This is a genomic window from Gibbsiella greigii (assembly GCF_039540155.1).
In the GTDB taxonomy this organism is placed as follows: domain Bacteria; phylum Pseudomonadota; class Gammaproteobacteria; order Enterobacterales; family Enterobacteriaceae; genus Gibbsiella; species Gibbsiella quercinecans.
The window spans coordinates 46,310-59,885 of the sequence record NZ_BAABEM010000048.1 but is presented as its reverse complement, the minus strand read 5'-3'; the positions used below and the strand labels follow the sequence as shown (position 1 = coordinate 59,885).

11 protein-coding genes are annotated in these 13,576 nt (G+C 57.3%); all 11 read right to left on the bottom strand.

Annotated elements, in window-relative coordinates:
- Positions 1–135: 135 nt before the first annotated feature.
- Positions 136–1,383: an MFS transporter gene (locus AC559G_RS20645; RefSeq protein ID WP_498914353.1), complete on the bottom strand. Its 1,248-nt coding sequence runs from the start codon at positions 1,381–1,383 to the stop codon at positions 136–138.
- Between the two features lie 368 nt (positions 1,384–1,751).
- Positions 1,752–2,057, bottom strand: coding sequence for a hypothetical protein (locus tag AC559G_RS20640; protein ID WP_498914351.1), 306 nt, complete (start codon positions 2,055–2,057; stop codon positions 1,752–1,754).
- A 306-nt stretch (positions 2,058–2,363) separates the two neighbouring features.
- Positions 2,364–3,233, bottom strand: a complete 870-nt coding sequence (locus AC559G_RS20635) for a DMT family transporter (RefSeq protein ID WP_498914350.1) — start codon at positions 3,231–3,233, stop codon at positions 2,364–2,366.
- 245 nt (positions 3,234–3,478) lie between these two features.
- Complete coding sequence (gene nuoN, locus AC559G_RS20630; RefSeq protein WP_498914349.1) at positions 3,479–4,936, bottom strand: NADH-quinone oxidoreductase subunit N; 1,458 nt, start codon at positions 4,934–4,936, stop codon at positions 3,479–3,481.
- A gap of 6 nt (positions 4,937–4,942) precedes the next feature.
- Positions 4,943–6,472: an NADH-quinone oxidoreductase subunit M gene (gene nuoM, locus AC559G_RS20625; protein WP_279022685.1), complete on the bottom strand. Its 1,530-nt coding sequence runs from the start codon at positions 6,470–6,472 to the stop codon at positions 4,943–4,945.
- Between the two features lie 95 nt (positions 6,473–6,567).
- Entirely contained in the window at positions 6,568–8,415 is a 1,848-nt protein-coding gene (gene nuoL, locus AC559G_RS20620; protein WP_498914347.1) for an NADH-quinone oxidoreductase subunit L, read from the bottom strand.
- The gene (gene nuoK, locus AC559G_RS20615; RefSeq protein ID WP_004936014.1) at positions 8,412–8,714 is read right to left on the bottom strand and encodes an NADH-quinone oxidoreductase subunit NuoK; all 303 of its coding nucleotides are present in this window, start codon (positions 8,712–8,714) and stop codon (positions 8,412–8,414) included. The genes nuoL and nuoK overlap by 4 nt, the downstream gene beginning before the upstream one ends.
- Positions 8,711–9,271 (bottom strand): NADH-quinone oxidoreductase subunit J, encoded by a 561-nt coding sequence (nuoJ, locus tag AC559G_RS20610; protein WP_095847982.1) that lies wholly within the window; start codon positions 9,269–9,271, stop codon positions 8,711–8,713. The genes nuoK and nuoJ overlap by 4 nt, the downstream gene beginning before the upstream one ends.
- Positions 9,272–9,285: 14 nt before the next feature.
- Positions 9,286–9,828 carry an NADH-quinone oxidoreductase subunit NuoI gene (gene nuoI / locus AC559G_RS20605; RefSeq protein WP_095847981.1) on the bottom strand — a complete coding sequence of 181 codons (543 nt, stop codon included), beginning with the start codon at positions 9,826–9,828 and terminating at the stop codon, positions 9,286–9,288.
- Between the two features lie 15 nt (positions 9,829–9,843).
- Positions 9,844–10,821 carry an NADH-quinone oxidoreductase subunit NuoH gene (gene nuoH / locus AC559G_RS20600; protein WP_095847980.1) on the bottom strand — a complete coding sequence of 326 codons (978 nt, stop codon included), beginning with the start codon at positions 10,819–10,821 and terminating at the stop codon, positions 9,844–9,846.
- Entirely contained in the window at positions 10,818–13,553 is a 2,736-nt protein-coding gene (gene nuoG / locus AC559G_RS20595; protein ID WP_498914345.1) for an NADH-quinone oxidoreductase subunit G, read from the bottom strand. Before nuoG ends, nuoH begins: the two co-directional genes overlap by 4 nt.
- Positions 13,554–13,576: the final 23 nt, after the last annotated feature.

The window sequence follows — 13,576 nt, the reverse complement described above, 5'->3', positions numbered from 1 at the left end:
TAGCGTCTCAGTCGCTTAGCTTACGCCCTGCCGGTGCCTTGAGGATGGTTGCTGCGCGCAAAAAAAACAGCGTGCAAGCACGCTGAAAATGATACACAACAACACCAGGGAAACCGCTCGCCATACTGCGCGGGGTTACCAGCGCGGAAAATCCGCGCGCATCGCCCACAGGCCCAACCCCAAACACACTACGGCATTAACCAAAAATAGCAGATTGACCGCCAAACTCAGGCTGACATGGTCAATAACCACCCCCAACAAGATAGGCACCCAGTTGGCGATGTAAGCAATCACGTAAAACAACGATACCAGCCGCGCATGGCTTGCCGCGGGGGATATCAGGTTCACCAGCATCGCGCTGCCGACAAAAACCGCGCCGTAGGCATAACCGGCGATCGCCATCCCCACTGCCGCCATGCCCAGTGAGTGAAACGCCAGCGCAATGGCGAACACCCCTACCGACAGCGCCTGCGCCAGGCAGCCGAGCATCAGCGAGTAACGGGCATTCACCCGGCGGCTCAGCAATTGGCTGATGCCGGCAATCACCAGATACACCGCAATCACATAGCCAAACACCCCGCGGCTATGCATGCCCAACAACGTTTCCGCCACGCTGGGCCCGATCACCAGCATACTGGCTGCCAGCACCCAGCAGAAAAACAGTGCGCCGGCACACAGGAAAAACTTACCGCCGGTGACTCGCAGCCCCTCTGCCAGCGCCCCGCGAGCAGGCAGTGATTTATGCGTTGCCGCCGTATTCACCACCGCTGCGGCAGGCACAGACGGCCAGCGCAACACCACGCCTACCAGCGCCACCGCCGCGATCACCATAATGATAGCAAACGGCAGCGAGGTGGTATAAAAACCGGTTTGCAACGCAATGCCGCTGAAAATCGGCCCCAGCGCCAGGCCGGCGGTAAACGATAAGGTGGCGATCAACGCCGCCATTTTGCCCCCGTCCTGCGGGCCAAAGCGCATCAATGCGATATTGGCGGCACCGGTCAGCGCCCCGGTGCCAATGCCGGCCAACAAACGCGCCATCAGCAGCAGCATCAACGAATCCGCCATGGCGAACAACAAAGCGCCGCCCAACACGGCCAGCAGCGCCGGCACAATCATGATACGCAGGTCTTTTACCCTGCCCGCCAGGTTGCCCACACCAAACAGTGAAATGAGCACACCGGCGGCATAGGCGCCATAAATAACCGTCAGGCTAACCGACGAAAGCCCCAGTTCCCGTTGGTAAAGCGGATACAACGGCGACGGCGCGCTGCTGTTAAGCAATGCGGCCATTAACGCCAAGGCCAAAAACAGCAATACCGCAAAATGCGACGTACGCGGCCCTATTTTTACGGCCTTTTCAACAGCAATACCTGCCGGCATCGATTCTCTCCCGAAACAATAAGGCACCAACCTTAAATAAATGTGTCACCCGGAAAGGAATTTCTAATAAGGGAACACAGTTATCTTACTGCCCGGGTATAAGGCAAAACATCACCAGAAATGCATCACGGTGATTCATTAATGCATCCCGACGGGAAAGACCAGCTAATCAGGCAACCACGCTGCACATTTAATCGCCAAATCAGTACAATCAATAACGTATGAACTTATTTTGGCGACTAAGACGGAAAAAGGCCAGCCCAACAGATGAACCAATACAGAATAACAATATAAGAGAACGAACTAAGAGATACCGTACAATTTAGGATCACTCTCCACAGCGCACAAAAAAACAGCGCGAACAAACATTACAGCGGCAATTGCCTTTTTTCCATCTCGGCACGGTAGAGCGCATAAAATTCGCCCTGCATCCTCACGAAGGATTTATAAAAAATACCGAAGATCAGAATGGGTACCAGGCGCTGATCTTTTTTCTTTTTATAAGAATGGTAAAATTTTGTAACTTTCTTATCGCTCATTTCCCCCGAACTCAGACGGCGTTGGAGTATTTTTTTTGATAGTGCCGTTATTCCACGCACATAAAGCCCCAAAATTAAATAAACACTCACAACAAGAACCACTAAAATAGCAATTTGCGCAATAGTATTTAACATTCCCGTATCCTTTAAAAATAACAACAGAATGTATTGTAAGCGCCAGGAATATACCGAAAAAGGGAAAGGGTCAGGTTTTGATTATGGAGTATACACTGCCAGAAAAGTAACGTAGCGGCTTTTACATCATTTACCGCATACGCTATTTTTTAACACACTAACAAATTGAAAAATATGAGAATAATAGAATAAAGAGATATAACAGCATGCAGTTAAGATTAATCTCAAAAACATGCCATACATTTCATTCTTTATTCGAAATATTAAATCCTCCCCTTGACCGACATTACTTTCACACGCTCTGTCTCACTGCTTTATGGTGATGGTTTTGGCCTTCCTGGCCGGAGCCCGCCTTAAAATAGCCAATGCCCCCGACAATATAATCAGCGCCATACCCGCCGCCGCGATATAAGACAGACTTTCGTCAAAGATCAGATACCCCAATAGCGTAGAGAAAATAATCGTGCTGTACGACAAGATGCTGACGATCACGGGGTTACCGCTGCCGTAGGCGCGCGTCATGCTAATTTGCGCCAAGCTGCCAAACAAACCAATGGCGCACACACAGAGGAAGGTGCCGGCATCAAGGGGGGAAAAGCCAACCGTGGTCGCCATCGCCACGCCAACCAGCGTGCCGACTAACGAAAAATAAAATACCACGCGCAGTTCAGGCTCGCCGCTGCGCACCAGTTTCCCGACGTTAAAATAGGCCAACGCAGTCAACAGGCCGGATGACAGACCGACAAGGGTAGCGGCATATTCGCCGTGCGGCATATCCGGCCGCAGCAGCACAATGATACCGAGAAAGCCAAGCAATACCGAAAAGAGCAGTTTGCCCGTCAACTGCCCCTTCGCGGTGATAAAGGTGATCACCGACTGGAAAATGGGGTTGGTATAGCCCAACGTCGTGGCGGTGGCGATCGGTAGGTGAATCAGCGCATAAAACCCGCAATACATCGCCACATTACCGATTGCCGCGCGTTGCATGTGCAGCCCCAACTTGCGGGTGCGAAAGCCGATATTCTTTATCTTGATCAGCGCCGCGACGATCATGACATTGATAAACGAACGGTAGAAAATGATTTCGAAGAAACCGACTTTAGCCGAGGCTAATTTAATGCTGGCGCCCATTAGCGCGAAAAACGCGCTGGCGACCACCATCCATAACGCAACCATGATTTCCCTTAAATACCACCCAAGCAGGCATTTTTTATTTATGATAACGGGGCACAGATGCCTCCGAGCACCACGCGCGGCATGAGGCATCAGCCAGGCAAACAACACCTGCATCTTCGCGCCATTCGGTGCAGAACACAATATCCGTTGGCAGGCCAACCGCCGTTTTCCCCGTCACTTTCGGCATAAAAAATGCCAGCCGGTAGAACCAGGCTGGCACGTTACGCTTGAATTGGCGGCGGCGATCAGAACATCGGCTGCGCCAACTGAACCAGGCTAATCAGCGGCTGCGGGTAGAGCCCCAAAAACAGCACCAGCGCCGCGGAGATCAGCACCACGACGCCACCGGCGGTCAACGCCCAATTGTTTGGCGTATCACGCACTGGGGTTTCCGGTGCGCTAAGGTACAGGCTCACCGTAACTCGCAAGTAATAATACAGGCCGATCGCACTGCCCACCACCACGGCACCGGTCAACCACCACTGGTGTGCGCTTACGCCGGTGGCGATAACAAAGAACTTACCGATAAAGCCCAGCGTCATCGGGATCCCTGCCAACGACAGCATCATCACCGTCATGACTGCCGACAGCACCGGCTTGTGCCAGAATAGCCCGCGATAAGCGAACAGGGAATCGGCGTCCGGGCCACGGTACGGGCTGGACATCAGGCTGACCACACCAAAGGCCCCCAGGCTGCTGAAGAGATAACCGGCCAGATAGACGCCGACGGTTTCCAGCGACAGCTGATGGGTTTGCACCGCCACCAGCGCCACCAACAGATAGCCCAGATGCGCAATGGAGGAGTAACCTAGCAAGCGCTTGATGTTGGTCTGGCTGATCGCCATCAGGTTGCCGAACAGGATCGAGCAGAAGGCAATGATCGCCAGCACCATCCGCAACGCCTCGCTATTCGCCGCCGGCGCGTACAGGAACAGACGCATCACCACCGCAAAAATGGCGATCTTGCTGGCGGTCGCCAGGAAGGTGGAAACCGGCGCCGGCGCCCCCTGATACACATCGGGCGTCCACAGTTGGAATGGCACCAACGACAGCTTAAAGCCCAGGCCGACGATCATCATGCCCATCCCCGCCAGAATCAACGGCTGGTGCAGCATGTTCTCGCTCAGGCTTTTGCCCAGCATCGCCAGCGACAAATCGCCGGATTCCGCATACAGCAGCGCCATACCGAACAACAGGAAGCTGGACGCCGCCGCAGACAGCAGCATGTATTTGATGGCCGCTTCCAGCGAACGCTTCTGGCGGTAGGCATAGCCCACCAGCCCGAACAGCGGCAGCGAAATCAGCTCGATACCAATGAACAGCGAAGCCAAGTGATTGGCACTCGCCAGCAGAATACCGCCCATCGCGGCAATCAGCACCAACAGGTAGAACTCTTCACGGTTGTCCGGATACCCCACCAGCCACGGGTAGGCGAAGGTGCAGGTTGCCAGGCTGGCCATCAGCACCAAACAGGTGTAGAGCATGGAATAACCGTCAACCCGCAGCAGCGGGGTCACGTCCATCGGGCCTGCCTGGCCGACAAAGTAAAGTGAAAGCAGCGCCAGGTTGAGGCCAACCACTGCCAGCGTGGCGTTGATAAAGTGGTCGCGTCGCCACGCAATGCTTAGCATCACAACCACCACCGTCAATCCGACGATCAACAGCGGTAATAGTGCGATCAGTTGTTGAGGAGTTATTGTCATGGCGAATTACGGCCTTGTTGTTGAAATTGCAGAAACTGACGAACCAAACCAATGTTGCACGTTGCTCATCGCCGTGGCCGAAGTATCCAGAATCGGCTGCGGGAAGAACCCGAGCAGCACCAACAATACCGCCAGCAGCAGAATGATGAACAATTCCCGCGCGGTCATGCCCGGCAACGGCTGTTCGGATTTCGGCGCGCCATAGTAGGCACGCTGCATCATGATCAGCGAATAAACCGAAGCGAACACCAAGCCAAAGGTAGATATCACGGTAATGACCGGCACAACCTGGAAGCTGCCAAACAGGATCATGAACTCACCGACGAAGTTACCGGTGCCCGGCATCCCCAGCGTTGCCACGGCGAAGAACAGCGATAGCGCCGGCAGATACTTGATACGGCCCCATAGCCCGCCCATTTGGCGCATGTCGCGGGTGTGCAAGCGCTCGTAAAGCTGGCCACAGATAATGAACATCCCGGCCGCCGACAGGCCGTGGGCAATCATTTGGATCACCGCGCCCTGATAGGCCAGTTGGCTGCCAGTGTAGATGGCGATCAGCACAAACCCCATGTGGGAAACCGAGGTGTAGGCAATCAGGCGTTTGATGTCGGTTTGGGCAAAGGCCATCCAGGCGCCGTAGAAAATCCCCACCACGCCCAGCCACATGGCGATCGGCGCAAACTCATGGGATGCGTTCGGGAACAGCGGCAGGCTGAAGCGCAACAGGCCGTAGGCCGCAGTTTTCAGCAGGATCCCCGCCAGGTCGACCGAGCCGGCGGTTGGCGCCTGGCTGTGGGCGTCCGGCAGCCAACCGTGCAACGGCACAACCGGCATTTTCACCGCAAAGGCGATGAAGAAACCCAGCATCAGCAGGTATTCCACATGGTGCGACATCGGCGTGCTCAGCAGGTCCTCATAGTTGAAGGTCCACACGCCGGTGTTGTTATAGTGCACAAACACCAGGCCCAAAATGGCAATCAGCATCACCAAGCCGCTGGCCTGGGTATAGATGAAGAATTTGGTCGCGGCGCTAATGCGTGTTTTACCGTCCGATGCCTTATGGCCCCACAGGGCAATCAGGAAGTACATCGGCACCAGCATCATTTCCCAGAAGAAGAAGAACAGGAACATGTCGATGGCAAGAAACACGCCGATGACGCCGCCCAGGATCCACAGCAAGTTTAGGTGGAAGAACCCCTGGTATTTCTGGATCTCATTCCAGGAGCACAGGATCGCCAGCACGCCCAAAAGCCCGGTCAAGACCACCATCAGCAGCGACAGACCGTCCAGCGCCAGATGAATGGAAATACCAAAGCGCGGGATCCACGGCAGAACAAATGTTTCCTGCCACTGCGGAATACCCTGCGGCGTGGTCAACGTATAGCCGCCCTGCAGCCACAGCAGCAGCGAGAGCACCAGTGTCAGCCCCATGGCAATCAAGGCGATCCAGCGTGGCGTCTTCGTGCCAAAGCGCTCGCACTGCCAGCACAGCAGGCCACCAATAAAGGGGAGAAGAATTAGCCAAGGTAATAGCATGGCGTTTTGTGTCCCTTATCTGAATAATCTAAAGTCTGTATCAGGCCCCTGCTCACCAAGGGCCAAACCCAAAATGCGTTTGTTTAAATTATTCGTTAAACCCAAATCAACAGCGCCAAGACGACCACTGCACCCACACCCATCGATGCGATATACCACCGCACCTGACCATTCTCAGATACCGTCAGGCCACGATTCCCAAAGCGGCAGAATACGGCCGGCAGATTCATCAGGCGATCCAACGGATCGCGCTGCAGCAAACGGGCGATCCCCAGATACGGCCTGACGAACAGTTTGTCGTACAGCCAGTCAAAGCCCCAGGCATGGAACCACCAGACGGAGAAGAAACGGCCCGGAGCGCTAGCCGCCACGCTATTGACCAGGCTACGTTTGCCCAGCCACAAGACGGCCGCCAGCACGATGCCGATAATGGCGACGATGCCGGAGGTGATTTCCAACGTCAGCATAGAACCGTGCGCCAGCTCGGCCGTTTCCGGCAGCACCCCTTGCAATGGCGGCACAATCAGCGCCCCGACAAAGGTAGACAACACCAGCAGAACCAGCAGCGGCAGGTGGTGGGTAATCCCCCGCCCCGCGTGCGCTTTGATTTTTTCTTCGCCATGGAACACGATGAAAATCATCCGGAAGGTGTACAGCGACGTCATAAACGCACCGATCAGCCCCGCCAGCATCAGGTTGATATGGCCGTTGGCCATCGCCCCCGCCAAAATTTCATCCTTACTGAAGAAGCCGGCGGTAATCAGCGGCAGCGCCGACAGCGCCGCGCCCCCCACCAGGAAACACACGTAGACCAGCGGAATGCTCTTGCGCAGGCCGCCCATTTTGAAGATGTTCTGCTCGTGATGGCAGGCCAGGATCACCGAACCGGAAGACAGGAACAGCAGCGCTTTGAAGAACGCGTGCGTCATCAGGTGGAAAATCGCCGCGTCCCACGCCTGCACGCCCAGCGCCAGGAACATATAGCCGATCTGGCTCATGGTGGAATAGGCAAGCACGCGTTTGATGTCGGTTTGCACCAGCGCAGCAAAGCCGGCCAGCAGCAAGGTCACCGCCCCGACGATCCCCACCAAATGCAGCACTTCCGGCGCCATCAGGAACAGGCCGTGCGTACGAGCGATCAGGTAAACGCCCGCGGTCACCATGGTGGCGGCGTGGATCAACGCGGACACCGGCGTTGGGCCAGCCATCGCGTCCGCCAGCCAGGTTTGCAGCGGCAACTGGGCAGATTTACCCACCGCCCCGCCCAGCAGCAGCAGCGCCGCCCAGGTGATGGCCGGATCGCCCACCGCCAGTTTTTGCGGCGCCAGCACCATCAGCTCACGGAAGTTCAGCGTGCCCAGTTCGTGGTAGAGAATGAACAGTGCGAAGGCCAGAAACACGTCGCCAACGCGGGTGACGATAAACGCCTTCATGGCCGCCGCGCCGTTGTGCGGATCTTTGTAATAGAAGCCGATCAACAGGTAGCTGCACAGGCCCACGCCTTCCCAGCCCAGGTACATCAGCAACAGGTTATCCGCCAGTACCAACACTACCATGCTGGCGATAAACAGGTTGGTGTAGGCAAAGAAACGCGAGTAGCCTTCTTCGCCGCGCATGTACCAGGAAGCGAACATGTGGATGAAGAAGCCGACGCCGGTCACTACCCCCAGCATCGTCAGCGACAGGCCATCCAGCGCCAGGTTAAAGCCGATATTGAAGTCGCCGACCGCCATCCAGTTCCACAGGCTTTGCTCGAACACCTGCGCGCCGGTGGCTTGTTGACCGAGAAAACCGATGGCCACAAACACCGTTACCAGCGCCGCCAGGCCGACGGAACCCACGCCGATGGTCGCCGATGTGTTTTCTGACCAGCGGCCGCGGGAAAATGCCAACAGCAGAAACCCGATCAGCGGTAGCAGAATAGTTAAATATAATAGGTTCATCCGCGCATCTCACTGACTGTATCAATATTCAGGGTGTGACGGCGACGGTAAAGCTGCAGCAGCAGCGCCAGGCCAATGCTGGCTTCGGCCGCCGCCAGGCTGATCGCCAGGATATACATCACCTGCCCGTCCGCCTGGCCCCAGTAGCTCCCCGCCACGATAAACGCCAACGCCGCAGCGTTAATCATCACTTCAAGGCTGATCAACATAAACAGCAGGTTACGGCGCACCAGCAGCCCGGTCAGCCCAAGCACAAACAGAATCGCCGCCAGGATCAAACCATGTTGGAGAGGGATCATGCTTGTTCCTCCGATTTTCTTCTCGCCATTTCGCCACCGGCGGTGGCATTGCTCAATACCTCGCCCGGTTTGTGTTCACGGCCAATGTGGAAGGCAACGACCAGCCCCGCCAACAGCAGCATTGAGGCCAGCTCTACCGCCAGCACGTAAGGGCCGAACAGGCTGATCCCCACCGCTTTGGCATCCACCATATCGCCGCTGATGCCCTGATCGGACACGCTGCGAATTGCCACAATCAATACCGCCAACAGCAACAGCGACAGCACGCCGGGGCCAATCCAGACCACCGGCCGCAGCCATTCGCGTTCCTGCTGCTGCACCGCACTGCCCAGGTTCAGCATCATCACCACGAACACGAACAGCACCATAATGGCGCCCGCGTAGACGATGATTTCCAGCGCGCCGGCAAAATAGGCGCCCAGCGAGAAAAAGACTGCCGCAATCGCCAGTAATGAAACGATCAGGTACAGCAGCGCATGCACAGGGTTGGTATGCGTAATCACGCGAAGCGTCGCGAGAACCGCAATCAGACCTGCCAGATAAAAGGCAATTTCCATGCTCAGCTTGCTCCTTAGGGCAATAGACCTTTGACGTCAATCGGCTTGGCTTCGTTTTCGGCTTCGCCTTTGGCTTTGCCGTCAATCGCCATACCGGCCATCCGGTAGAAGTTATATTCCGGATATTTACCCGGACCCGAGATCAACAAATCCGTCTTTTCATACACCAGATCCTGGCGTTTGAATTCCCCCATCTCAAAATCCGGCGTGAGCTGGATTGCCGTCGTCGGGCAAGCTTCCTCGCACAGCCCGCAGAAAATGCAGCGTGAGAAGTTGATGCGGAAAAATTCCGGATACCAGCGGCCGTCTTTCATCTCGGCCTTTTGCAGCGAGATACAGCCTACCGGGCACGCTACCGCACACAGGTTACAGGCAACGCATCGCTCCTCGCCGTCCGGATCGCGCGTGAGCACGATACGGCCGCGGTAACGCGGCGGCAGATAAACCGGCTCTTCCGGATACATGCGGGTTTCACGTTTGGCAAAGGCATGCAGGCCAATCATCCAAATGCTGCGCACCTGGGTGGCGAAACCAACCACTAACTCTTTCAATGTCATGGTTCATTCACCCCTTTAATTCGCGTTATACAAAATGACCGCGGCGGTCGCCAGCAGGTTCAGCAGCGTCAGCGGCAGGCAGATCTTCCAGCCGAAGGCCATCACCTGGTCATAGCGCGGGCGCGGCAGCGCGGCGCGGATCAGAATGAACATCATCATGAAGAACGCTGTTTTCAGCGCAAACCAGATAAACGGCGGCAGGAACGGGCCATGCCAGCCGCCAAAGAACAGCGTCACAATCAGGGCTGAAACGGTCACGATACCGATGTATTCCCCGACGAAGAACAGGCCGAACTTCATGCCGGAATATTCAATATGGTAACCGTCCGCCAGCTCCTGTTCCGCTTCCGGTTGGTCGAACGGGTGGCGGTGGCACACCGCAACACCGGCGATGGCAAAGGTCAGAAAGCCGAAGAACTGCGGGATCACATTCCACAGGTGCGCCTGTGATTCCACGATCGCCTGCATATTGAAGGAACCGGCCTGCGCCACCACGCCCATCAGCGACAGCCCGATGAACACCTCATAGCTCAGGGTTTGCGCCGAAGCACGCATTGCCCCCAACAACGAGTATTTGTTGTTGCTTGACCAGCCGGCAAACAGCACGGCATACACCGCCAGGCCCGCCATCATCAGGAAGAACAAAATACCGATGTTAAGATCGGACACCGCCCAGGTCGGGCTGACCGGCACAATGGCAAACGACAGCAACAACGAGGTGAAGGCGATCATCGGCGCCAGGGTGAAAATCACCCGGTCAGAGAACGCCGGCACCCAATCCTCTTTGAAGAACATTTTGATCATGTCGGCGACCAGCTGCAGGGAACCGCCCCAACCGACACGGTTTGGCCCGTAACGGTTCTGGAACAGACCGAGCAGACGGCGTTCGCCAAAGCTCATGAATGCCCCGCAGGTCACCACGACCAACAGAATGACTACCGCTTTCAGGATGGCGATCAGAATGGCGATCACCTCAGGGGTTAACCAGCTCATCGTGCCGCCTCCCGCAGATTTTCAACCTTCGTCCCCACCAGCACCGGCGGGATCCCCGGCAGCCCCAGCGGCAGGCCAAGCTGGCCCGGCGCCAAGCCTTCGCTCAGGCGTACCGGCAGGCGCAATTGCTGGCCGGCACAGTTAAATTCCACCATCGCGCCGGCGTTAACGCCCAGTTGTGCCGCATCCGCCGGATTAACCGCCACGTAGGCCTGCGGCATACGCTGCTGAATCACCGGTGAACGCTGCGACATTTCGTCGCTGCCGAACAGGTGGTAATACGGCGCCACGCGCCAACCCTCGGCGTTGAAAGCGGCCGGCACCTGGGTGAAGTAATCCAGGCTGCCCTCCCCCGCTTCAATCAGCCGCACGCCTGGATCGCCATGGAGCAGCTTGCCGCCCACTTCGGCCTGGAATTTGTTCCAGGCTTGCGGTGAGTTCCAACCTGGCGCCCAGGCGAATGGGATCTGCTGGCGATCGGCCAGCGGGCTGTTGTTCCCTTCCATCGAGAAAGCAAACATCGTGTCTTTATCCTGCGGCTGGCGCGGCTCGTGCACGCTGATATTCGCGCGCATCGCCGTGCGGCCGCTGTAACGGTGCGGTGAACGCGCCAACTTCTGGCCGCGAATACGGAACGTGGCGTCCGGCGCGGCATCTACAATACCTTTCAACTGCGGCAGCGCCTCGGCGCAGGCATCGATCACATGATCGAGCTGCGTCCAGTCGACCTGGCGGCTGGTATAGGTGGAATGCAGCGAGTGCAGCCAGCGCCAGCTTTCCAGCATGATGCTGTGCACGTTTTTCCCGGCATCGTCGTAGTAGGCGGGATCGTACACCTGGAAGAAGCGTTGAGCGCGGCCTTCCTGGTTAATCAGGGTGCCGTCGCTTTCGGCAAAGCTGGCCGCAGACAGGATTAAATCGGCCTTTTCCATAATAGCGGTGCGTTGATGATCGACCACGATCAGGTTATTGACCTGCGCCAACGCGGCATCCACCTTTGCCCTTGGCGCATGGCGGTACAGATCGTTTTCCATCACGATCGCCGTATCGGCGCGGCCGTCGGCCAGCAGCGCCAACGCGTCGTCAAGCGCCCCGCCGCCCATCATAGCCAGGCCCATACTGTTGGCGGCGCTGGCGACGAAGGTGATGCCAACATCAACCCCGCGCCCTTTCAGCGCTTTGGCAATATTGGCGGCGGCTTCGATAATCGCTTCGCTGCCGGCGTTGCTGCCGGTCACGATCAGCGGTTTCTGCGCACCGGCCAGCGCCTGCACGATAACGTCGATTTTCTTGTCCAACCCGGCGGCCAGATCGCTGACGGCCGGTGCCGCCGAATCCAGCGCATGGGCGATGGCGAAGCCCAGCCGGGCCTGCTCATCCACCGGCGCCCGGTAGTTCCAGGCCGCAATGTCGTCCAGACGGGTGTTATCCACGTTGGTGACGAACAGCGGGTGTTTGGCGTGCTGGCCGATGTTCTGCACCGCCGCAATCTGCCAGTCGGCGACGCGCTGCGCCGCCGCCATCGCCCGGGCTTTGCCTTTCACTGCCTGGCGAACCGCCAGCGCGATGCGCGCGCCGGTTTGGGTCAGATCTTCGCCCAGGATCAGCACGGCGTCGTAGCTTTCGATTTCGCGCAGGGCTGGGGTATAAACGCCGCTGTTTTGCAGCACGTTCAGCATCAGCGCCAGCCGGCGCTGTTCGGCGCTGGCGATACCGGTGTAGAAGTTTTCCGCCCCGACCAGTTCACGCAGCGCGAAGTTGCTTTCCAGGCTAGCGCGCGGCGAGCCGATACCGATGGTCTTCTTCGCCTGGCGCAGAATGTCTGCTGCCCCCTGCATCGCCTGCTCGGCGTTCAGCGTGATCCAATCTTCGCCGCGGCGCTGCTGCGGCTGGCGCGGGCGGTCTTTCAGGTTGACGTAGCCGTAACCGAAACGCCCGCGATCGCACAGGAAGTAGTGGTTAACGCTGCCGTTGTAGCGGTTTTCGATGCGGCGCAACTCGCCATAGCGCTCGCCCGGGCTGGTATTGCAGCCGATGCTGCACTGCTGGCAGATGCTAGGCGCAAACTGCATGTCCCACTTGCGGTTGTAGCGTTCGGAATGGGTTTTGTCGGTGAACACGCCGGTCGGGCACACTTCCACCAGGTTGCCGGAAAATTCGCTTTCCAGCACGCCGCTTTCCGGGCGGCCGAAGTAGACGTTGTCGTGGGCGCCGTAAACGCCAAAATCCGTGCCGTCGGCATAATCTTTGTAATAGCGCACGCAGCGGTAACAGGCGATACAACGGTTCATTTCATGGGAAATGAACGGCCCCAGTTCCTGGTTCTGGTGGGTGCGTTTGGTAAAGCGATAACGGCGGAAACTGTGCCCGGTCATCACCGTCATATCCTGCAGGTGGCAGTTGCCGCCCTCTTCACACACCGGGCAATCGTGCGGGTGGTTGGTCATCAGCCACTCAACCACGCTTTCACGGAACTGTTTCGCTTCGGCATCGTCGATGGAAATAAAGGTGCCATCGGCTGCCGGCGTCATACAGGACATCACCAAACGGCCGCGCGTATCTTCCGCGTTTTGATATTGCTTCACCGCACATTGGCGGCAAGCGCCGACGCTGCCGAGCGCCGGGTGCCAGCAAAAGTAAGGAATATCAAGGCCGAGAGAGAGACAAGCCTGCAACAGGTTGTCTGCTCCGTCGACATCGTATTCTTTGCCGTCTACATGAATCGTAGCCATAGTCAGCATGCTTCCAAGTGGCC